20 protein-coding genes and 1 pseudogene are annotated in these 19,733 nt (G+C 64.8%); 6 read left to right on the plus strand and 15 right to left on the minus strand.

The features are described from left to right. Positions 1 to 30: 30 nt before the first annotated feature. From nqrF to KO516_RS10910, 8 genes are all read right to left on the minus strand, one after another. Complete coding sequence (gene nqrF, locus KO516_RS10875) at positions 31 to 1,254, minus strand: NADH:ubiquinone reductase (Na(+)-transporting) subunit F (protein WP_216003812.1); 1,224 nt, start codon at positions 1,252 to 1,254, stop codon at positions 31 to 33. After that, positions 1,251 to 1,853 carry an NADH:ubiquinone reductase (Na(+)-transporting) subunit E gene (nqrE, locus tag KO516_RS10880; protein WP_216003813.1) on the minus strand — a complete coding sequence of 201 codons (603 nt, stop codon included), beginning with the start codon at positions 1,851 to 1,853 and terminating at the stop codon, positions 1,251 to 1,253. The genes nqrF and nqrE overlap by 4 nt, the downstream gene beginning before the upstream one ends. Next, a complete protein-coding gene (locus KO516_RS10885; protein ID WP_216003814.1) occupies positions 1,850 to 2,512 on the minus strand; it encodes an NADH:ubiquinone reductase (Na(+)-transporting) subunit D in 663 nt (220 codons plus the stop codon). Before KO516_RS10885 ends, nqrE begins: the two co-directional genes overlap by 4 nt. Then, complete coding sequence (gene nqrC / locus KO516_RS10890; RefSeq protein ID WP_216003815.1) at positions 2,509 to 3,318, minus strand: NADH:ubiquinone reductase (Na(+)-transporting) subunit C; 810 nt, start codon at positions 3,316 to 3,318, stop codon at positions 2,509 to 2,511. Before nqrC ends, KO516_RS10885 begins: the two co-directional genes overlap by 4 nt. Then, positions 3,311 to 4,093: an RnfABCDGE type electron transport complex subunit D gene (locus KO516_RS10895; protein ID WP_216003816.1), complete on the minus strand. Its 783-nt coding sequence runs from the start codon at positions 4,091 to 4,093 to the stop codon at positions 3,311 to 3,313. The genes nqrC and KO516_RS10895 overlap by 8 nt, the downstream gene beginning before the upstream one ends. Beyond that, on the minus strand, positions 4,090 to 5,346 hold the full coding sequence (locus KO516_RS24745) for a hypothetical protein (protein ID WP_216003817.1): 1,257 nt from the start codon (positions 5,344 to 5,346) through the stop codon (positions 4,090 to 4,092). Before KO516_RS24745 ends, KO516_RS10895 begins: the two co-directional genes overlap by 4 nt. 13 nt (positions 5,347 to 5,359) lie before the next feature. After that, the gene (locus tag KO516_RS10905; RefSeq protein WP_216003818.1) at positions 5,360 to 6,439 is read right to left on the minus strand and encodes a cytochrome c3 family protein; all 1,080 of its coding nucleotides are present in this window, start codon (positions 6,437 to 6,439) and stop codon (positions 5,360 to 5,362) included. 639 nt (positions 6,440 to 7,078) lie between these two features. Beyond that, complete coding sequence (locus KO516_RS10910; protein ID WP_216003819.1) at positions 7,079 to 7,594, minus strand: helix-turn-helix domain-containing protein; 516 nt, start codon at positions 7,592 to 7,594, stop codon at positions 7,079 to 7,081. A gap of 160 nt (positions 7,595 to 7,754) precedes the next feature. Between KO516_RS10910 and KO516_RS24195 the strand changes: the two are divergent. The 5 genes and pseudogenes from KO516_RS24195 to KO516_RS10935 all read left to right on the plus strand — a co-directional run. Beyond that, positions 7,755 to 7,859, plus strand: a pseudogene (locus KO516_RS24195) (IS110 family transposase); the annotation flags it as partial. Between the two features lie 580 nt (positions 7,860 to 8,439). Next, on the plus strand, positions 8,440 to 9,366 hold the full coding sequence (locus KO516_RS10920; RefSeq protein ID WP_216003820.1) for a TAXI family TRAP transporter solute-binding subunit: 927 nt from the start codon (positions 8,440 to 8,442) through the stop codon (positions 9,364 to 9,366). Positions 9,367 to 9,442: 76 nt separating this feature from the next. Next, positions 9,443 to 11,326 (plus strand): TRAP transporter fused permease subunit, encoded by a 1,884-nt coding sequence (locus KO516_RS10925; RefSeq protein ID WP_216003821.1) that lies wholly within the window; start codon positions 9,443 to 9,445, stop codon positions 11,324 to 11,326. A 13-nt stretch (positions 11,327 to 11,339) separates the two neighbouring features. Then, positions 11,340 to 11,933 carry a cupin domain-containing protein gene (locus KO516_RS10930; protein WP_252737531.1) on the plus strand — a complete coding sequence of 198 codons (594 nt, stop codon included), beginning with the start codon at positions 11,340 to 11,342 and terminating at the stop codon, positions 11,931 to 11,933. 43 nt (positions 11,934 to 11,976) lie between these two features. Next, on the plus strand, positions 11,977 to 12,663 hold the full coding sequence (locus tag KO516_RS10935) for a GntR family transcriptional regulator (RefSeq protein WP_216003822.1): 687 nt from the start codon (positions 11,977 to 11,979) through the stop codon (positions 12,661 to 12,663). A 10-nt stretch (positions 12,664 to 12,673) separates the two neighbouring features. On the opposite strand, the gene KO516_RS10940 is transcribed toward KO516_RS10935, so the two are convergent. Further along, entirely contained in the window at positions 12,674 to 13,705 is a 1,032-nt protein-coding gene (locus KO516_RS10940; protein ID WP_216003823.1) for a YHYH protein, read from the minus strand. Between the two features lie 62 nt (positions 13,706 to 13,767). On the opposite strand from KO516_RS10940, the gene KO516_RS10945 reads away from it, so the two are divergent. Then, complete coding sequence (locus KO516_RS10945; RefSeq protein WP_216003824.1) at positions 13,768 to 14,226, plus strand: MarR family winged helix-turn-helix transcriptional regulator; 459 nt, start codon at positions 13,768 to 13,770, stop codon at positions 14,224 to 14,226. 4 nt (positions 14,227 to 14,230) lie between these two features. Here KO516_RS10945 and KO516_RS10950 read toward each other — a convergent pair whose 3' ends face one another. From KO516_RS10950 to KO516_RS10975, 6 genes are all read right to left on the minus strand, one after another. Then, positions 14,231 to 15,097 (minus strand): dioxygenase, encoded by an 867-nt coding sequence (locus KO516_RS10950; protein ID WP_216003825.1) that lies wholly within the window; start codon positions 15,095 to 15,097, stop codon positions 14,231 to 14,233. 9 nt (positions 15,098 to 15,106) lie between these two features. Further along, a complete protein-coding gene (locus KO516_RS10955) occupies positions 15,107 to 16,411 on the minus strand; it encodes a TRAP transporter large permease (protein WP_216003826.1) in 1,305 nt (434 codons plus the stop codon). After that, the gene (locus KO516_RS10960) at positions 16,408 to 16,968 is read right to left on the minus strand and encodes a TRAP transporter small permease subunit (RefSeq protein ID WP_371742073.1); all 561 of its coding nucleotides are present in this window, start codon (positions 16,966 to 16,968) and stop codon (positions 16,408 to 16,410) included. The genes KO516_RS10955 and KO516_RS10960 overlap by 4 nt, the downstream gene beginning before the upstream one ends. Beyond that, positions 16,965 to 18,032: a C4-dicarboxylate TRAP transporter substrate-binding protein gene (locus KO516_RS10965; RefSeq protein ID WP_216003827.1), complete on the minus strand. Its 1,068-nt coding sequence runs from the start codon at positions 18,030 to 18,032 to the stop codon at positions 16,965 to 16,967. Before KO516_RS10965 ends, KO516_RS10960 begins: the two co-directional genes overlap by 4 nt. 100 nt (positions 18,033 to 18,132) lie before the next feature. Continuing rightward, positions 18,133 to 18,783, minus strand: coding sequence for a malonic semialdehyde reductase (locus KO516_RS10970; RefSeq protein WP_216003828.1), 651 nt, complete (start codon positions 18,781 to 18,783; stop codon positions 18,133 to 18,135). Then, positions 18,780 to 19,652: a fumarylacetoacetate hydrolase family protein gene (locus KO516_RS10975; protein WP_216003829.1), complete on the minus strand. Its 873-nt coding sequence runs from the start codon at positions 19,650 to 19,652 to the stop codon at positions 18,780 to 18,782. The genes KO516_RS10970 and KO516_RS10975 overlap by 4 nt, the downstream gene beginning before the upstream one ends. Positions 19,653 to 19,733: the final 81 nt, after the last annotated feature.

Below are 19,733 nucleotides of genomic sequence, written 5' to 3' on the forward strand. Positions count from 1 at the left end.
ACAAACCCAAGCTTGGCACAGCGGCATGGGTCAGGCTCCGAAATCGTCGTTGAAGATCCGCTCGCGATCAACGCCCAGCTCGTCGAGCATCGACAGCACCGCCTTGATCATCATCGGCGGGCCGCACAGGTAGTAGTCGCAGTCATGCGGGGCGGGATGCGCGGCCAGCCCACCGCGCAGCGCCACCTCGTGGATAAAGCCGGTTTCGCCGTGCCAGTCGTCATCCGGCGCCGGATCGGACAGCGCCACGGTCCAGCGGAAATTGGGGAATTCTGCCTGCAACCGCGAGAATTCCTCGTCATAGAACAGGTCCACGCGGCTGCGCGCGCCGTACCAGAAGCTGATCTTGCGGGTGCTGCGTTGGCGTTCGAGCTGGTCCGAGATGATCGCGCGCAGCGGTGCCATGCCGACGCCGCCGCCGATCAGGACCATCTCGCGCGTGCTGTCCTGCGCCGCGAAACTGCCGAACGGGCCGGTCACGCTGACAGGATCGCCGGGACGACGCCCGAACAGCCATGACGACACGACGCCCGGCAAGGCGTCCGGCGCCCCCGGCGGTGGCAGGGCCAGCCGGATCAGCAGCACGATGTGACCGGCATCCGCTGCGGCGTGGTTCGCGATGGAATAGGCGCGTGACACACCGCCCGGGCCTTGCGCGCGCAGCGCATCAAGGCCCTGCTGATCCCACGCGGCGCGATGCTCGGGCGCGATGTCATAGTCGCTGAAGGCCAGATCATAGGCCGGGGCCTCGACCTGCACAAAGGCACCGGGGGTGAAGGTGAATGGCGCATCGCCCATCGGCGCCAGCACGATCTCGCGGATGATCGGGGCCACCGTGCGGCTGGAAACGACCCTGCACGCCCAGCTGCGGGCGCTCAGCATGGTTTCGGGCAGGGTCACGGCCAGATCGGCGCGAAGCGTTGTCTGGCAGGCCAGCCGCAGTCCGGAGGCAAGATCGGCGCGCGACAGCAGGGCGGCCTCGGTCGGCAGGGCAGGGCGGCGGCCTTCGTCGATCCGCACCCGGCACTGCCCGCAGGTTCCGCCCCCGCCACAGGCCGCAGGCACGGCGATGCCGCCGTCGGCCAGAGCCGTCAGAAGCCGCTCGCCGCTGCGCGCGCCAATGTCCATGCGATCATTGATCCGAATGGTAACCGGGGCCGAGGGCAACAGAAACGCCCGTGCCAGCAAGATGACGCAGGCCACGATCAGCACGATGGCGACAAAGACCGCGCTGCCAAGAGCCACTTCGCTCATGGCTGGCCCAGCCCGGCAAAGGCCGAGAACCCCATCGACATCAGGCCGGTGACGATGAAGGCGATGCCCAATCCGCGCAGACCTTCGGGAATATCGGCATAGCGCAGCCGTTCCCGGATCGCGGCAAAGGCGATGATGGCCAGCGCCCAGCCGATGCCGCTGCCCAGACCATAGATCACGCTTTGCGGCAGATCGTAGCGCCGGTCGACCATGAACAGGCTGCCCCCGAGGATGGCGCAGTTCACCGTGATCAGCAGCAGGAAGATCCCGAGGCTGCGGTGCAACCCCGGTGCGAACCGATCCAGCGTCATTTCAAGGATCTGCACGATGGCGGCGATGACGCTGATGAAACAGATCAGTTTGAGATAGCTCAGATCGACCTCTGGCAATCCCGCCCAGGCCCAGGCGCCCTCGATCAGCAGGCCGCGAAAGATCAGGTGGTTCACCGGAACCGTGACCCCCTGCACCACGATCATCGCCAGCCCGAGCCCCAACGCGGTATCAACCCGCTTGGACACCGCCAGAAAGGTGCAGATGCCCAGAAAGAACGACAGTGCAAGGTTCTCCTGAAAGACGGATCGCAGGAACAGCTCGCTCATGGCCGATCCCCGCCCGACCGCTCGCGAAGCGGAAATTCATCGGGTTCGACCTGCTCGGGGCGGCGGGTCCGGATCGCCCAGATCAGCAGGCCGATGATGAAAAACGCGCTGGGGGCAAGCAGCATGAACCCAAGCGGCTGAAACCAGCCACCGCTTGAGGCCAGTGGCAGCAGCTGCACCCCAAACAGCGCGCCCGCGCCAAGCCCCTCGCGGATCGCGGCAACAAGCATCAGCACAAGGCTGTAGCCAAGCCCGTTGCCAAGCCCGTCCAGAACGCTGGGCCAGACCGGGTTGCGCATGGCAAAGGTTTCGGCCCGGCCCAGAACGATGCAATTGGTCACGATCAGCCCGACAAAGACCGACAGTCTTTGGCTCATCTCGAAGGCATAGGCGCGCAGGATCTGGTCGGCGACGATGACCAGAGAGGCAATGATGGTGATCTGCACCACCAGCCGGATCGCATTGGGCAGATGATGGCGCACAAGGCTGATGAGCGCGCTGGCGGTAGTCAGCACAACGGTCAGCGCAAGGCTCATGGTCAGGGCGGTGGCCATCGAGGTGGTCACGGCGAGCGCCGAGCAGATCCCGAGGATCTGCAACGTGATCGGGTTGCCGTCGATCAGCGGCGCGGTGAGGTGATGCAGGGCGCGCTTGCTCATCTTTCTTCTCCCGAACGCAGGGCGGCAAGGAACGGGCCAAAGCCATCGGGGCCGAGCCAGAACTGCACAAGCCGCGCCACGCCCATGCTCGAGCGCGTGGCGCCGGAAATACCGTCGATCTCGCGCAGGCCCGTGGCCCCGCCGCGCACCACGGCGATGACGATCTCTCCCGAGGCGTCCACGGCCTGTTTGCCTGACCAGAGCGCCTGCCAGCCCGGATCGGTGATCCGCGCGCCCAGCCCCGGCGTTTCGCCCTGTTCATAGATGCTGAGGCCCGCGATGGTGGTCAGATCGGCCGCTAGGGCAAGATAGGCGCGGATCGTCGATTGATAGCCGGCCCCGTAGACCGGCAGCACCACCAGCGCCAGACCATCCCGCCCGCGCAGCAGATAGGCCGGGGCAAGGTCCGGGCGGCGTGCGATCCCGGCGATGTCCTGTTCGGGGCTCAGCGCCGTTATCCGGGCGGCATCGCTCTGCGCGGCGAGGAAATCGTAGCTGTGCGGATCGGCGTCTTGGCGGATCGTGCCGCTTGCCAGATCGACCAGAACGGCCTCCAGCGTTTCGGCCCCGGTCTCGCGCAGCAGATCGCCCAAGCCCGGCAGCGCAGCGATCATTCCCGCCAGCTTTGCCTCGCGCGCCGCGTCAAGATGGGCCTGCTGGCGTGGTTCGAGCAGCACCGAGGTCACCGAGACGCCAAGCGCCGAGATCAGCGCCACGAGGAACGCAACGCCCAGCGTCTTGCCCCGGCTGTCATTGGGCAGCGCCAGAAACCGGCGCCACAGGGAGAGAGGGGACCGCTCAGCCATGTCGCTGCCTGCGCGCGCGTCGCCGCACGTTGTCCCAGATCACCCCCTGATCGATCAGCGACGCAAAAATCCCCGCCAGCAGCGCGGCAAAGACCACCGAGGACAGCGCGCCGCCGCCAGCCGTTTCCAGCAGCGCGACCAAGGCCCCCGCCAGCGCTCCATAGACCCAGCGCCCAGCATTCGTGCAGGCAGCCGCCACCGGATCGCCGATCAGAAACACCAGCCCAAGGATCAGCGTCGCCCCCGGCAGGGCGGGCCAGCCCGGCTGCAGCAGCTGCAACGCGGCCATGGCCAGCGCAAACCCGGCAACCACCCGCCACGACAGGACCCGCGCGAGCAGCAGCGCCGCGCCGCCTGCCAGCGCGGCAATGGCGCTCGCGGGGCCGGGGGCGGCGCCTGCGCTCACCGGGAAAGAGAACAACGCAAAGGCCAGAGCAACCGCCGCCGGGCTGAGAAAGCCGCGCCCGCGCCCGCCAAAGACCAGATCGCCCATCACCAGCCCGAAGGACAGCGCCAGCCCCTGTTGCCAGAGCGGCAGCGCCTCTGGAACCAGAACCGCAAAGATCGCGGCCGTCACGAGGCCATCCCAGCCCGTCCAGCGCCGCCTGATCCGGGCAAAGACCAGATGCCAGAACGTTGCCAGCCCCAGCCCGAGCGCCAGAAAAACCAGCCGCGCCGGCCCCTGCTGCAGGATCGTCGCGACGAGCGGGGCGGAGACGGCCACAAGGGTGACAAGCGCCTCGCTGCCGCTCCAGAGGCGGGGGGCATCGCTCATGGCGCGCGCTCCTCGGCGAGCCTGTCGAGCGCACGGCGCAACAAGCTGCCGTAATCGCTGCCGGACGGGCAGCGCCAGCTTAGCAGGGCCAGATCCTCTTCCAGCAGTTCCAGCCCGCCGAGCCGCTCCACCGTCTCGATATCGCCCACCGCAAGGGCGCGCATCAGGGGCACTGGCAACAGATCAAAGGGAAACAGTCTTTCAAAAGCCTCGCTTGGCAGGGTTGCCCCGGTTCCGCTCTGGCGCAGCCAGGCAACAAGGCCCCGCACTGCCCCGCGCGGCGCGTCTGAAGCCGGGGTCATCACCGTCACCTCAAGATCGTGGCGCCCCAGAAACCGCTGCTCGCGCCCGGTGAGGGCCGACCCCGAGATCAGCCGCTTTTCGCTCTGCTGCGTCTCGTCCAGCAGCCCGGCCAGTTCGGCGCCAAGCGGCGCGCGCAGCAGCCTCGCCCTGTCACAGCCGGGACCCGCCACCGAGATGCTGCGGTCGACGCTGATCCGGCCGGTGCTCAGCAGATCGCCGATCGCTGCCACATCCTGATAGCCGATCTGCCAGACCGAACGCTGCGCCGACACCGGCCAGAGGCGGTGGATATGCGGCCCCGGCAGCCCGCAGGGCTGCGGACCGCAAATCGAGGCGATCCGCAGCCGTTCCCTTGGCGTCACCAGCGCCGGGCCGGGGGGCTGGCAGACAAACACCGCGCCTTGGGTCAGGCGTAGCAAGGCCTCAAGCCCGCGCGCGAAGGCGTCCAGTTGCGGTGCAAGAACCTGCGCCGGATCGGGCGCAAGCGGGGTGCCTGCGGTCGCGGTGACAAAGATCGCCGAAGGTTGATCTGCGGGGGCGGGGATGCGACCGAACGGGCGGGTGCGAAACGCCACCCAAGCGCCGCTTTGCAGCAGCAGAGCCCGCAGCGCCGCATCATCCGTCTGCGCCGGTTCAACGTCAAACCGGCACTCCTCGTCGCCCTCTACCGCGATCTCGATGGTCTCGATCCGGCGCCGCGCGCCCTTGCGAATGCGGCTTACCCGCCCCGCCGCACTGGCGACAAAGGCAATCTCGGGGTGATGTCGGCTGACGCACAGGGTCTGGCCCCGGCGCAGCGGGTCGCCCTCGGCCACAAGCGCATCGACGATCAGACCGGGAAACCCCCGAAACTCCAGCCCGACCCGGCGCACCGCGCGCACCGCCGCGGGCGTATTGGCCGCAGCCGGACCCATGTCGAAATCGCGCCCCTTGCGAAACCTGATCTGCACCGGGCGGGTCCCCTCAGGGCCGGACCAGCCCGGTCACGTCGACCGGTGCGACCTCGGCGAGGTCGGTGATGCTGTCGATCAGCAGCTGCATTGCGTAATGCGGGTTATGCGCAAAAGCGCCCCGATCCTTGCTGACGAACTGGTAATTATAGGCGGCCCGCAGCAGCCGCGGTGTCCAGCTCTGGTAGCGGTTGGGGTAGGCTGCCTCGCCCTCCGTCACGGCGCCGTCGGCGTTCAGATCGTTGAAGAAATAGGGGTAGGCGTGGTCAGCATAGATGATGGGCGCGCTGCCAACCCCAGAGGCATAGGCCATGATCGCAGCCTCGAGCCGCGCGTGCAGATCGTCGATGACGATGGCGATACCGCTGCTGATATCGCCGGTGCCCAGCACATCGGTCGGCGTGGTGCGAATGGCGCGCAAATCGCTCACGCCCTGATGGCAGCTTGTGCAGGCGCTCAGCTCGATCGTGATTTCATGGGCGTCATGGCAGCTGACGCAGGTGTTCAGCCCCTCGACATGGGCGAAGGCCCCGGCATAGTCCTGCCCGGGATATTCGAACCCACCGCGCACCACGCTGCCAAGCTGCGTCGAGGCGGCGGCAGCGTAGTGGATATTGATGAAGGCAATGTCGGCCGAGACCTCATCCTCGGCGCGCCCGCCTAGCGCCGCGGCAACGGTGTCGGCCGAGGTCCGCCCCTGATGGCAGACCGTGCAGATGGCCGAGCCGTCGGCCATCGCGATGGTCTGCCCGCTGGGAAACAGCACCTCGCGCAGCGCCTCTGCGCCGGGATTATGGCAGGCTGCGCATTCGACGGTGGTGCCGATCGGGACCGGGTGATCGATCACCCCGGCGACGGTGGGAAAACTTGCAAGGTAATCCGTGACACCCGTGGTCGAATGGCAGACGGCGCAATTGCCGGGGATCTCACCTTCGGTATCCCAATGCCGGAACGCCTCGCTTTGCGAGTTGGCATGCGGAGAGGTGAGCCATGCGCTCAGGATCTCCTCTGGAGACGGGGGCGTCTGGCCAGACGCGATACCGGCGCAAGCGGCAAAGAGACCTGTTATCAAAGCAGACGGGACACGGTTCACGGGGCTGGTCCTTTCGCGAAGATCAAAAACGCTAGCCGTGACCAAAGGATCGCGCTGCGTAGAGAGGCAGCCCGATCCGCGCAACCCCGACAGGCTCGGGGCAGACAGCGGCAGCTAACAGAAACGTTTACAGCACTCACACCCGGCCAACCTGCCTGACGGGCCCGGCAGCGAAATGGTCGCTCATCAGAGGCGTCGCGACATTGATCTATGACATTGCGCAATCGACATTGCTCTGAAGAGCACCTTGCGTCAGCACTTCACGGCGAATAACCGCGTGAGGCGCCGGGGCCGAATTCCGGCCATTGCCGCGCGAGGGGGGATCGCGGTCGCGACACTCCCCCTCCCTGTCTGAGAGTTTGCGCCAGGTAGCGGTGCCGATGCGCACGCACCGCCACCGGGTTTGCCGCAGGCCATTGCTTGCCCCGGCCCCGGCATTGTCGCAGGATTCCCCGACAGGGTTTGGCCTACTTGAAGCGCGGCTTCCATTGCCTGCGAAGGTAGGGGCGTCGGCAGATCTCTTGCACGCTCTTTTCGCGGAAGACCTCCCCCGCGGGTCTCCAGCCGAGGCATTTGCGGGGCGTATTATTGGGCTGGTCGCAGAGTTGCTTCGGCACGAGCTCTGTCGTGACAGCAACGTCACGCTGCCTTGGAAGCCAGCGGCGCGCCCGCCGGTTGGCGGTCTCGACGGTGCCTTTTTGGCAGGGCACAGCCGGATGGTAAAACCACGTCTGCGGGCCAATCTGGGCCTGCGAGCGTAGCCATGGCACCAAGGGGGACTGTTTCTGGCGCCGTCTGCAGACGGATCGCCGCGGGATCTGACTTGGCAGCGTCTTTCAGGCGCTTCTGCGTCTCCCTGATCTTGGTGTCGAGACTGTAAATCGATTCCTGCGGCGGCCGACAAAAGTCCATGACGCCCGATGGGAGAACGCTTTCAGAAAAATCGCCCTGCGCCTCCAGCTTCCTGACCAATGTCCGCCCCGGAGGCGCAATCCAGTTCCGCTTGATCTCGCGGTGGCTCGTGGCTTTTGAACGCTGCAACACGCCCGCCATCTCCCGGACGTGGATTTTCACCAGCTTCCAGCGTTCGATCTGGACAGGTTCCTTGACGCTCAGTTGCCTGTTGCCCAAGTTGGCGTGGCAGACTCCATCCATTGGATAAGCATCTGTTTTTATATAGGGAGCCGCAGTTGAAATCGGCGCGCATCTGCTGGTCTGCCTCTAGCGTCTAATCCCAATTATGTAATATATTGTATATCGTCACAACGATGATGCCCTCTGAATAAAGCAGATGGGGTGGATGGCTCTCGCTTGGGATTTCGTCCTGCGCCAGCGCACCCAGTTAATCAACATGCTGCGGAGCTTGGCGGCAGAGTTCGGCATCGCCATCGCTCGGAGCATCGCGCGCGCCATCGATTTGTGAAAGGGATCATCGATGGCAAGCAGCCCGGGCTGACTGATCTGGCCCAGGACGTTTGGCTGACGAAGCTGCTGCAGAGAAAGCCCGCAAGGCATGCGATCGTCGCCATGACGAACAAGACGGTCCGGGTCATGTGGTCTGTATTGACCAGAGACGAGCCCTGCAAGCCGCACGCCGTATGAGACGGCGTGCGCCCACGAGATCGCAAGACCAACGATGTGATGGTGTGCCCTTCAGCCGCAACGATCAGGACGCTGCGAAGAATGTCCCGGGCGCCATTGCCCGCAAAGCAGATAGGAACCTGATCCGCGGATCCCATCCACTGCCCGGCAGTGCTTGTTTACACGCACGAGAGGGAGGGCAAGCGGCAATGACCGCGTCAACAGGCCGGACACAAACCCTCTTCTGAAAAGCTACACGCAGTCTCACTTAAGCCTTGCTATGCGGGAGCCGTACACAAAGGGCATTCGATGCGGGCCGCGAGTGGCGGAGGGTAAATTTCTCGACACGTAAAAAATCGATAATGTGTGTTGCTATGACATAAACTCGGTATTACCCTCGCTACTCAGGGAGGATCATCATGAAAAACACCATTCGCGGGGCATTTGTCGCCGCATCTTTCGCCGTGCTGGCACAGACCGCGCAGGCCGAGGAATACCGCATCGGGACCGCCAGCCTTGGTGGCGCGTTCTTCCCGATGGGACAAGGCATTTCCAACCTCGTCAACAAATACGCCGGCGATGGCATCGACATGGTGCCGATCGTCACGCAAGGCTCGGTGCAAAACCCCCGCCTCGTGGCGCAGGGCGAGGTTGAGCTGGGCATCACCAGCGCCAATCTTGCCGCCGATGCGGTGGCCGGGGCTGGCGCCTATGACGGCAGCCCGATGGACCTCAGCGCGCTCGGCCCCCTGCACCCCAGCGTGCTGCACATGGTGGTCACCGATGGATCCGACATTCAGACCTTTGCCGATCTCAAGGGCAAGCGCGTCGCGGTTGGCCCGGCGGGCGGCGGCACGATGGGCTTTCTCAACAACATGCTGCCGGTCTACGGGCTGAGCCTTGATGACATCACGCCCAGTTTCCTCAGCTACGGCGACGGGTTCAGCCAGTTGTCGGACGGCAATGTCGACGCGGCGCTGGCACTGTCGGGCTATCCGGCGGCGGCGGTGATGCAGGCGGCGGCCTCGGGCAAGCTGCGGATGATCGGCATGGAGGCCGACAAGCTGGAGCAGATCCTGTCCGGCAATCCCGCCTACAGCACTTTTGATATTTCGGCCGATGTCTATGACATGGACGAGGATGCGCAGGTTCTGGGGGTCACCAACATGCTGGTGGTGCCCGCCGACATGGACGCAGGCATCGTCGAGAGCATCGCTGCGGCGATCTACGATCACCTTGATGAATTCGCTGCCGAAAACGCCAATGCGCGCCAGATCGACAAGGCACGGGCAAGCGCGCTTGCTATCGATCTGCACCCGGGCGCCGCGGCCTATTTCGCCAAGTAAGCCGCCGAGCAAGCAGACCCCCCGGCAGGGGTGCAATGCCCCTGCCCCATCCCCCTTTTTCCAGAAAGGACGCGCCATGACTGCGTTGCGCGATATGATCACCCCTGCCCGGGTGCTGGCCGTTGTGGCCTTTGCCTTTGGCGCCTACCACCTGCTGATCGTGTCCGGCCTGATTTCCATGTCGACGATGGAGATGCGGCTGACCCACCTGATGCTTGCGCTGACGTTGTTGTTTGCCCGCACACCGGCAACTTCGGCGGTGGATCGCAGCCGGGTGTCTCTGGCTTTTGACGGCGTGTTGATCCTGTCGGGCATCATCGCCAGCGTGTGGCTGTTGTCGCGCTGGAAGGCGATTGCCTTCAGCGGTGGCATGACCAACACGCAGGATTACTGGGCCGGGCTGGTCATCGTTGCGCTGGTGTTCGAGGCCGCGCGGCGCGGCATCGGCAGCATCCTTGCTGGCATCACGCTGGTGTTCTTTGTCTACCCGTTCCTCAGCCCCTACCTGCCGGGCGTGCTGAATGGGCGCGGCTATGGGCTGGAACGGGTGGTGACCTTTCTGACCACCGACACCCAAGGCATCTATGGCATTCCGATCGGCGTGGCGGCGACTTATATCATCACCTTCACCATCTTTGGCGCGCTGTTGTCGCGGCTGGGCGCGGGGGAATTTTTCTTTGAAATCTCGTTCCGCCTGACCCATGGCATGCGGGCGGCCTCGGCCAAATCGGCGGTGCTGTTTTCGGCGCTAATCGGCATGGTGTCGGGCTCGGCGGCGGGCAATGTCGCGGTGACCGGCACGCTGACCATTCCGCTGATGAAACGCGAAGGCTACGCCCCGCACCAGGCCGCCGCGGTCGAGGCGGTTGCCTCCACCGGCGGGCAGATCATGCCCCCGGTGATGGGCGCCGCTGCCTTCATCATGGCCGAGGTGGTCGGGGTGAGCTACACCGAGATCATGAAGACCGGCCTGCTGCCGGCGCTGCTGTTCTTTGGCACCGCCTTTGCGGTGGTGCATCTGCGCGCGGTGCGCAGCGGCATCGCGCCGGTGACAACCCCCACCACCGATCCGCGCAGCACGGCGCGAGTGTTGTGGGACGGGATGCCGTTCATCATCGCCTTTGCGCTGCTGCTGGGCATGATGCTGATGGGCTATTCGCCGTTCAAGGCATCGCTCTGGGCGATGGGGGCGATGATCCTCTCCACGGTGATCTGGAACCGCAAGATCGACACCGACCTGCTGCGCAAGATCAGCGGCGCGGTGACCGAAGGCGCGCAGGGCGTGGTGACGATTTCCGCCGCCTGCGCCGCTGCGGGCATCATCGCCGGGGTGCTCGGGCTGTCGGGCCTTGGATCGAAGATCGCGGTGCTGATCGACATGGGCTCGGGCGGCAGCTTGCTGATCGCGCTGGTGCTGACCATGTTCGTATCGATCATCCTTGGCATGGGCCTGCCGACAACGGCGGCCTACCTGATCCTTGCCACCGTGGTTGCCCCGGCGCTGGTCAAGATGGGGGTGCCGGTGCTGACCGCGCATTTCTTCGTCTTCTACTTCGGCTGCATTTCCACGATCACCCCACCGGTGGCGCTGGCCGCCTATGTGGCGGGAGGCATCGCCAAGGCCGACATCAACAAATGCGGCTGGACCGCCGCCGCCTATGCCGCGCCAAGCTTCCTGCTGCCCTTTGCCTTTTGCTACGGCCCCGGCCTGCTGCTTCAGGGCGGCTGGTTCGAGAACATCGAAGCCATCGTCACCGGTATTCTGGGCGTGTTCGCCATCGCCGTCGCGGTGATCGGGGTGCTGGGCCACCGGCTGAACGCGCTGGGGCGCGGCGCGGCGGCGCTCGCCGGGTTGCTGCTGCTGTTTCAGGACCTGCTGAGCGCCGCGCTCGGGCTTGCCCTGCTGCTTGGGCTCTATGCCATCACCGAATTGCGTGCCCGCAAGGGCCAACTGATCTGAAAGGACACCTCTCATGAACATGACCGAATTCCGCCGCGTGGTCACGGGCCACGACGCCACCGGCAAAGCCATCATCGAAAGCGATCAGACCGCCAGCCAGTTCCTTGAACGGCCCAACCGGCCCGGTGTGCGGCTGACCAATTTCTGGATCTCGGATGGCACGCCGGCCGAATATGACGGCGCCACCGAAACCTGCACCGGTGATTTCACCCTGCACCCGCCCGCCATGGGCAGCGTGTTCCGCTGCGTCGAATTCCAGCCCGAAGACCCCGAGGTGATGGCCAAGCTTGACGGCCCCAGCGCTTTCGCCGAAATGGGGGCTGCCGCGAATATCGTGCAAAACGCCCGCCACCCGTTCATGCATCGCACCAACAGTGTCGATTATGCCATGGTGATCACTGGGGAAATCTGGATGCTGATGGATGATCCGGCGGATGATGTGCTGCTCAAGGCGGGCGATATCTGCGTGCAGCGCGGCACCAATCATGCCTGGTCGAACAAGGGGACGGAAACCTGTATCATCATGTTCGTGTTGAACGATGGCGTGACGACGCGCGCGGCGACGGGCGATGCGCGGGTTGGCATCCCTGCCCGCCCCGCACCGTGAGCGCGCCCTGTCGGCCCGCGGGGGCCAAGGTTAAGAGGACGGTATGAGTATTCAGGATTTCGATGTCGGGGCAGACCCGGTGGCCCCGACATCGGCCACGCAATCGACCTATCAGGCCATCCGGCGCATGATCATCACCGGCGCGCTTGCGCCGGGCGAAAAGCTCAAGATCGAAACCCTCAAAGAGCGCATTCAGGTCGGCGCTTCGCCGATCCGCGAGGCACTGACCTTGCTGGTGGCCGACAAGCTGGTCGAACGCATCGACCAGCGCGGGTTTCGCGCCTCGCCCGTCAGTCAGGACAATTTCGCCGAGATCCTGCGCCTGCGCTGCGCTTTGGAAGACATGGCCCTGCGCGAATCCATCGAAGCCGGGGACGAGGCATGGGAAGAAGCGCTGGTGCTGGCCCATCACCGCATGGCGCGGGTCGGGGGCGCGGATGTGGCGATCTTCGAAGAGGCGCATAAGACCTTTCACATGGCGCTGCTGGCGCGCTGTTCCTCGCCGATCCTGCTGGGCTATTGCAGCCAGCTCTATGATCTGAACGTGCGCTATCGCTACCTTGCGGGGCGCTCGCGCCATTACGGCACCCGCGACGTGCCCGCCGAACACCGCGACATCCTTGCGGCGGCGGTGGCGCGCGACGTCGATCTGGCCTCGACCCGGTTGCTGCACCACTACCAGCAGACCGGCATGTTCCTACGCGAAACGCCCGATCTGCCAGAGGGTTAGACGGCTTAGTTTAGTCTGCCGGCGGCGGCGGCGGCGCGGGGCGATCGCCATTGGCGCCCGGAGGCGGGCCGCGGCGGGCGTCAAGCGAGGCATTGCAGGTGCCGCCTTCTTCCAGCGTGCAGCCGACCTCGGCCACATGGCAGCCAAGGATGGCGTTGCTGCCCGGCGCACCGGCGTAATAGTGATAACCGACGCCGTCGATCATGATGCCGTTGCAGGCGTCAAGCTCGTCATCGATGCCCTCGATATGGCCCATGATCGGAAACCCGTCCATCGCGATGCCGATCTGCGTGCCGTGATTTTTCAGCGCGGTGGTGCTTGCGGGGGGCGTGTTCAGGCAATCGGTCACGGCATGGTAGTGATAGCCGACATGGGTGTTCACATGGCCGCCGCAATCGTCGAAGGGCGCGATTGTATGGGCCGACGTGATCGCCTCCAGCGGGGCCGGCCCGTCAAGGCGCACGCCGTTATAGGCCACCCCTGCGCCGCCGCGCGTGCTGTCCGCCGGCTCGTCTAGCATCACCGGGCGCAGCGGGATCACATAGGTGACCGAGGCCTCCTCGGGCAGGTATTCCGGCAGGCACTGGACGCAGTAATTGTTATAGGCCTCGTCGACATCGGGGCGGGCCGCGGCCTCGCAGGCCTCAAGCGTGCCGGTGTAGCGCACATCGCCGGTGGCCTCGTCATAAAGCTTCCACTCGGTGTCGCCGTAGATCTCGGCGAGACGGGTGATAAACGCGCCATCCACGTCATTGGCCTCGCCATCGACGATCCAGATACCGCCCGCCTCGGCGCCATCCGCGATATTGGTCGGGCACCATGGGCCGGGGGTGTAATCCTGCGGATCCGGCTTGACGGTGATGGAAAAGCAGGTGGTTTCGGTGCCGCCCGACAGCGTGCAATCGACCAGTTCAGGCCCCGACACGACGTTGGCATCGGCAAAGAACGCCGCGACATGGGCCAGCGGATCGTCATGGGCCGCAGCGGGAAGGGCCGCCACGGCGGCGATCAGCGTGGCAGCGGCGCGGTTTGGTCGAATCATCGGATCATGGCTCCGTTATGGAAGGATTGTCGCCTTTTGCTTAGTATGCTATCTATATCAGAATGAACAGCCGACGCTACCTTTTTCATCTTCTGCTGCATTCCGCCGATCTGATCGAGGCAGAGCTTGCCGCGCGGCTGCATCCCCTTGGGCTGCGTCCGCGTCAGGCGCTGGTGATCGATGGGCTGGCCCGCATGGGCACGGTGTCGCAGGCGCGGCTGGCGCGGGAATTCACCGTGACGCAGGCCAGCATGAGCACGATGACCGCGCGGCTGATCTCGGGGGGGTACATCCTGCGCCGCCCTGATCCCGAAGACGCGCGCGGCAATCTGCTGAGCCTGAGCGACAAGGGCTGTGCGCTGCTTTCGCAAATCCATCAGGTCTGGGCCGAGATCGACGCGCTTGGCGCGCAAACCCTTGGGGCCGAACGTTACGGCGCCCTGATGCACGGCGCCGGGGCGCTGCGCGACGGGCTTGGCGGGGTGGGTCCGGGCGACAAGGCCGCGCCGCCCGAACCGTGACGCCCTAGCGCGCCACCAGTTTGAAATCGAAATCCACCCGCGACCACGCGTCATCGACCTTGCCCGACAGGGCGAAGCCTTCGGGAAAGCTTCCCGCCGGTTGCGGCGCGTAATGCATCACCAGATCTTCGCGCACGCCAAACACCGTATCCTGATCAAGATAGGGATCATCGGCGGGGAACACCTCGGTCACCAGATCGCGAAAGCCGGGCGCCTTGATGATGAAATGCAGGTGCGAAGGCCGCCACGGATGGCGCCCCGCCGCGTCGAGGATCTGGCCCACCGGGCCATCGGTCGGCACGGTGTATTCGACCGGGCGCACCGTGGTGAAGGCGTAATAGCCATCTTCATCGGTGGTCATCAGCCCGTGAAACGACATGATGTCCTGATCCGGGTCCTGGCTGGAATATAGCCCGTTGGGCGCGGTCTGCCAGATATCCAGCTGCGCGTGCGGGATCGGTTTACCGTTCAGGTCGCGCACATGGCCCTGCACCAGCACCACCTCGCCGGGGAAATCGGCGCGCAGGTCGGCGCCAAGCGCCATCGGCGGCGCATCTGACACATGGAACGGCCCCAGCACGCTGGAACTGGTGGCGCCGGGGTGCGAATTGATCATGTCGACCAGCGACGACAGCCCCAGCACATCCGACATCAGCACGAATTCGTTGCGCTCGGGCGTGGTGATCTGCCCGGCCCATTCCATCGCCTTCAGCCCGGCGCGCCATTCGTCATGGGTCAGCCCGACCTCTTTGGTGAAGGCGTGCAGATGGCGGGCCAGCGCGCCCATGATCTCGGCAAAGCGCGGATCGGTGTCGGGGCCGAAATAGCCGGTGAAGACCTCGGTGATATTGTCGGGTGTTACGTTGCGCATGTCAGCTCCTTACAGAAGGGCAAGGGAAAGAGAGGGAAAGGCGATCAGCAGCGCCAGCACCAGCAGCATCACCCCCGCAAAGGGCAGCGCGCCCATGAACACGTCCTTGAGCGTGATGCGCGGGTCATCCAGCGTCGCCTTGATGACGAAGCAGGAAATCCCCAAAGGCGGTGTCAGCAGGCCGATTTCAGCCCCGATGACGGTGATGATGCCAAACCACACAAGGCTAAGGCCCATGGGTTCGATCAGCGGCAGGAACAGCGGCACCACGATCAGGATGATCGACGAGGTGTCGAGGATGGTGCCCAGAAACAGCATCAGGATCACATAGAACACCATGATCAGCACGAAGCTGAAATCGCTGGCGGCAAGGATCGCCTCAAGCTCGCGGGGCAAACCGGCAAGACCCAGCATCCGGCTGTAGATCGACGCGGCGGTGATCAGGAACAGGATCGCGGCGGTGATATGGCCGGTTTCGATCAGCGTCTCCCAGAGGTTGCGCCACGACATGGTCCGGCGCACCGCCGCGATGATCAGCCCCAGCGCCGCGCCCGCCGCCCCCGCCTCGACCGGGGTCATCCAGCCCAAGTAGATGCCGCCGATCACCGTGACGATCAGCAACAGCATCGGCAAGGTGCGGCTGGTGACCTCGCGCCACGGCATCGGCTCGTAATCATCCGCCGGGCGCCCGCCAACAAAGCCCGGCGTAAAGCGGCCCATCAGCCAGATCGCGCCGATATAGGCCACGGTCAGCATCAGGCCGGGGATGACACCGGCGATGAACATCTCGCCCACCGATTGCTCGGCGACAAAAGAATAGATGATCAGCATCGCCGAGGGCGGGATGATCATCCCCAGCACCGACGAGCCCGCCACGACCCCCACCGCAAAGCGCGGGTTGTAATCGTATTTCTGCATTTCGGGGACGGCGACCTTGGCAAACACCGAGGCCGAGGCGATGGAGCTTCCGGTGACGGCGGCAAAGGCGGCGTTGGCCCCCACCGTGGCCATGCCGATGCCGCCCTTTACCCGCCGAAATCCCGATGACATGACGGCATAGATATCCGTCCCAAGCCCCGCCTTGGACACCACCAGCCCCATGAAGCTGAACAGCGGGATCGTGGCAAAGGGGTATTCCATCGCGCTTTCGCCGATGGTGATCTTCAGCAGGTTCATCGCCAGCGTGAAGTTGTCGCGCATCAGCCAGATCGAGACAAACGATACGGCGGTCAGCGCGATAGGGATATAGACGCCCAGATAGATCAGCAGCACGATGGCTCCGACCGAGATGGCGCCGACTTCGATGGGGGTCAAGGCTCTTGCTCCGGTCCGGGTCTGAGGGTTTTGAGGGCGAAGATGATCGCGCACAGGGCCGTGCTGGCCAGAACGGTCAGCTTGATCGGCCACCACGGGGCGGTGAACACGCCCGGAATGCCGAAGTAATCCTGCGAATGCCACATCTCGATGAACAGCGGAAAGGACGCGATGGCGAGCAGCGCCATGATGGCAAAGGACAACAGGTCGATCAGCCGTTGCAGCAGGCTTGCGGCGCGCGGGGCGCGGATGGCCAGCATCCCCAGAAACCCGTCAGAGCGGGTCAGCCGCCCGGCCCGGATCACGTCGGGCAGTTGCAGGAACACGATCAGCACCATGGCGAATTGCACCAGCTCGATGGTGCCATGCAGCGGACGGCTGGCCAGCGTGCGCGCCAGCATGTCGTAATTCACCACCACCACCAGCGCGAGCACCATCAGCGTGCCCGTCGCGTTCGCCCCCAGCGCCGTGCCGCGCACCAGCGTTGACAGCGCGCCGTGCAGCCGCCGGTAGCCTTTCGCTACCGGCGCGCCGCCTTGATCAGGGGCGCCTGTCACTGCCCGAGGCCTGCCGTCCAGTCGCGCAGCGGTGCATCATCGCCGCTGAGCTTTTCAAGATAGGTCGCCAGCATCGCCGATCCGGGTTGCCCGTCGGCATCCAGATCCGCCGCCCATTCCGCCGCGATGTCGGGCAGCGATGCCGCCCATGCGCCGCGTTGCTCGGCGCTCATCGGCACGATTTCTCCGCCAGCATCGGTATAGGCCGCGCGGGCTTCGGCGGCGCGGTCCATCGCCACTTCGGCGACGTGATCGCGGTAGGCGGCGGCGCTTTCGCGGATCGCGGTCTGAACCTCTTCGGGCAGGGCGTTCCAGAAATCCTTGTTGGCGGACAGGGTCTTGGTGTTCACCGCGCCCAGATCGGCGGCCAGCATGAACGGCCCCACCTCGGAGATCTTGAAGGTTGCCGCCGCCTCGGGCCAGAGCATCGCATGTTCGACCATCCCGGTTTGCAGCATGTTGTAGAAATCGGTCAGCCCGCCGCGCACGCCGGCGGCGCCGGGGATGCCCTCGACGTAGCGCAGGTTCATGCCCGCGCCCGCGATTTTGGCACCTTCGAGATCGGACAGCGTTTCGACCCTTTGCGACGAGAACAGCTGATAGGTGTCCAGCACCACGCCGGTGGTCAGGTAGACTTGGTTCTGCGCGTCGAATTCCGCCTGCATGGTGGGGAATTCCTGCGCGATCTCATCCACCGCCTTGGCCACGAGGCGGGCATCGGACGAGACAAAGGGCGTCACCGCCGAAATCGCCTGACTGGGCAGTTTCGAGCTGTGGAAGATCGTGGTGACGATGCCGATATCGCCAAGGCCCAGCTGAAGCCCTTCGAGCACGCCGCCCGGCTTGACCACGGTGCCGCCGTAGCTTTCGCGCCAGTCGATGCTGTAATTGCCGGTTTGCGCAAGGCGCTTGTCGACCTCTGGAATGAAATATTCGGTCAGCTCCTGCACCCACATGGCGCGCGCCGGGTAGCCATCGATCACGTTGATGGTGATGGAATCCTGCGCGAGCGCGGGCGCAGCCGCCCCCGCAAACAGCAGGGCTGTCACAGTCATGAAACGCATTTGGGGTTCCTCCTCCCGTATGGTTCAAAGTGCCGGATCTGCTCCGGCGGTCAGTGCGATGCGGGCGCGGCTCCTCTTCCGCGCCCGCATCGATGGTTTGTCAGATCACGCTGCACACCTCGTCAAAGCCAAGGCGCGGCAGCTTGCCGAACAGCGCGGTCTCATCGGCGTAGCCAATGTTGCACAGGAAATTCGATTTCCAGCCATTTTCCGCAAAGAATTCCGCATCGACGGCGGCGTTCGAAAACCCAGACATCGCCCCCACATCCAACCCCAGCGCCCGCGCCGCGATCATGAAATACGCGCCCTGAAGCGATGAGTTGCGCAGGGCGGTGATGTCGCAATGCTCGGGCTTGCCCTCGAACAGTGGGCGGCGGTCCTCGTGCGGAAAGGTCTGCGGCAGGCGGGTCCAGAACATCGGATCATAGGCGATGATCGTCGTCACCGGGGCCTGCCGCATCTTGGCGATGTTCTTGTCCTTGAGCGCCTTGGCCAGCCGGTCCTTGGCCGCCGCGCTGCGCACATGCACAAACCGCGCTGGCAGCGTGTTCATGCTGGTCGGCCCGTTGATGGTGATCTCGTGCAGCTCGCGCAGCAGGGCGTCTGGCACCTCGCGATCGGTCCATGCGTAATGCGAGCGGGCATCGCGCAGGATCAGATCGATCGAGGCCGCATCCAGCGCCCCGATGCGCTGGCGCAGCGACCGCACGGCCGCCTGCGCCTGCTGCCGAGGATCGGCCAGCGCCGTCATTGTGCCGCCTTAACCAGATCCGCCTCGTCCCTGATCGGGCTGGCGCAGATGCCGATGCCTTCGATTTCGATCTCGACGATCTCACCGGGCTTGAGCCAGCGCGGCCCCGGCTTTTTCGCGTGGCCAACCCCCGGAGGCGTGCCAAGCGCAATCAGATCGCCCGGTTCCAGCGTGGTGAACTCGGACATGATGGCGATGGTCTGCGCCACGCCCCAGATCATGTTGCCGGTGTTCGAGCTTTGCAGGATCTCGTCGCCGACCCGGCTTTCGATCTTCAGCCCCTTGGCGCCTTCGGGCAGGTCTTCGGGGGTGACCACATAGGGGCCGATGGCGCCGGTCTGGTCAAAGTTCTTGCCCGGCGTCCACTGGTGCGTCTTGCGCTGGAAATCGCGCACCGAGCCGTCGTTGAACACGGTATAGCCGAACACGTGGTCAAGCGCGTGGGCTTCGGAGATATGCCGCCCGCCCTTGCCGACGATCAGCATCAGCTCGGCCTCATAGTCCAGCTGCTCCGAACAGGTCGGACGCACCAGCGGCGCACCGGCGGCCATGATCGACTGGCGCGTGCGCAGGAACATCGCCGGGTAGTCGGGGATGTCGTAGCCGCCTTCCTTGATGTGTTCGATGTAGTTCAGCCCAAGGCACAGGATCTTGCCCGGCGCATCCACCGGCAGCTCTGGCGTGATCTCGGCCAGCGGCACCGCATCGCCCGTGACCTTCGCCGCCTGTGCCAGCAGATCATCAGAGCCGATCAGCGCCTGCAAATCGCTGCCGATCTGCGGCAGGGCGGCTGTCAGATTGATAGCGGTATCGCCCTCGACGCGGAACACCGACATCTCTCCGCCCATGGTCCCAACCAGAAGTTTCATAGTCTCTCCTCTCACATTTCCCTTTCTTTTGACGACAAAAAAGGTGTACGTCAATAAATATCGATTTTCTGGGAGGAGAAA

The sequence above is a fragment of the Citreicella sp. C3M06 genome, from assembly GCF_018860705.1.
GTDB lineage: Bacteria > Pseudomonadota > Alphaproteobacteria > Rhodobacterales > Rhodobacteraceae > Salipiger.

What these genes read in the sequence shown, in the direction of transcription:
- KO516_RS10965 (WP_216003827.1), bottom strand. Translation starts at nt 18,032, where the DNA reads ATGCGTTTCATGACTGTGACAGCCCTGCTGTTTGCGGGGGCGGCTGCG.
- nqrF (WP_216003812.1), bottom strand. Translation starts at nt 1,254, where the DNA reads ATGAGCGAAGTGGCTCTTGGCAGCGCGGTCTTTGTCGCCATCGTGCTG.
- KO516_RS10920 (WP_216003820.1), top strand. Translation starts at nt 8,440, where the DNA reads ATGAAAAACACCATTCGCGGGGCATTTGTCGCCGCATCTTTCGCCGTG.
- KO516_RS10940 (WP_216003823.1), bottom strand. Translation starts at nt 13,705, where the DNA reads ATGATTCGACCAAACCGCGCCGCTGCCACGCTGATCGCCGCCGTGGCG.
- nqrE (WP_216003813.1), bottom strand. Translation starts at nt 1,853, where the DNA reads ATGAGCGAGCTGTTCCTGCGATCCGTCTTTCAGGAGAACCTTGCACTG.
- KO516_RS10930 (WP_252737531.1), top strand. Translation starts at nt 11,340, where the DNA reads ATGAACATGACCGAATTCCGCCGCGTGGTCACGGGCCACGACGCCACC.
- nqrC (WP_216003815.1), bottom strand. Translation starts at nt 3,318, where the DNA reads ATGGCTGAGCGGTCCCCTCTCTCCCTGTGGCGCCGGTTTCTGGCGCTG.
- KO516_RS10885 (WP_216003814.1), bottom strand. Translation starts at nt 2,512, where the DNA reads ATGAGCAAGCGCGCCCTGCATCACCTCACCGCGCCGCTGATCGACGGC.
- KO516_RS10925 (WP_216003821.1), top strand. Translation starts at nt 9,443, where the DNA reads ATGACTGCGTTGCGCGATATGATCACCCCTGCCCGGGTGCTGGCCGTT.
- KO516_RS10895 (WP_216003816.1), bottom strand. Translation starts at nt 4,093, where the DNA reads ATGAGCGATGCCCCCCGCCTCTGGAGCGGCAGCGAGGCGCTTGTCACC.
- KO516_RS10970 (WP_216003828.1), bottom strand. Translation starts at nt 18,783, where the DNA reads ATGACGGCGCTGGCCGATCCTCGGCAGCAGGCGCAGGCGGCCGTGCGG.
- KO516_RS10975 (WP_216003829.1), bottom strand. Translation starts at nt 19,652, where the DNA reads ATGAAACTTCTGGTTGGGACCATGGGCGGAGAGATGTCGGTGTTCCGC.
- KO516_RS10935 (WP_216003822.1), top strand. Translation starts at nt 11,977, where the DNA reads ATGAGTATTCAGGATTTCGATGTCGGGGCAGACCCGGTGGCCCCGACA.
- KO516_RS10910 (WP_216003819.1), bottom strand. Translation starts at nt 7,594, where the DNA reads ATGGATGGAGTCTGCCACGCCAACTTGGGCAACAGGCAACTGAGCGTC.
- KO516_RS10945 (WP_216003824.1), top strand. Translation starts at nt 13,768, where the DNA reads ATGAACAGCCGACGCTACCTTTTTCATCTTCTGCTGCATTCCGCCGAT.
- KO516_RS10950 (WP_216003825.1), bottom strand. Translation starts at nt 15,097, where the DNA reads ATGCGCAACGTAACACCCGACAATATCACCGAGGTCTTCACCGGCTAT.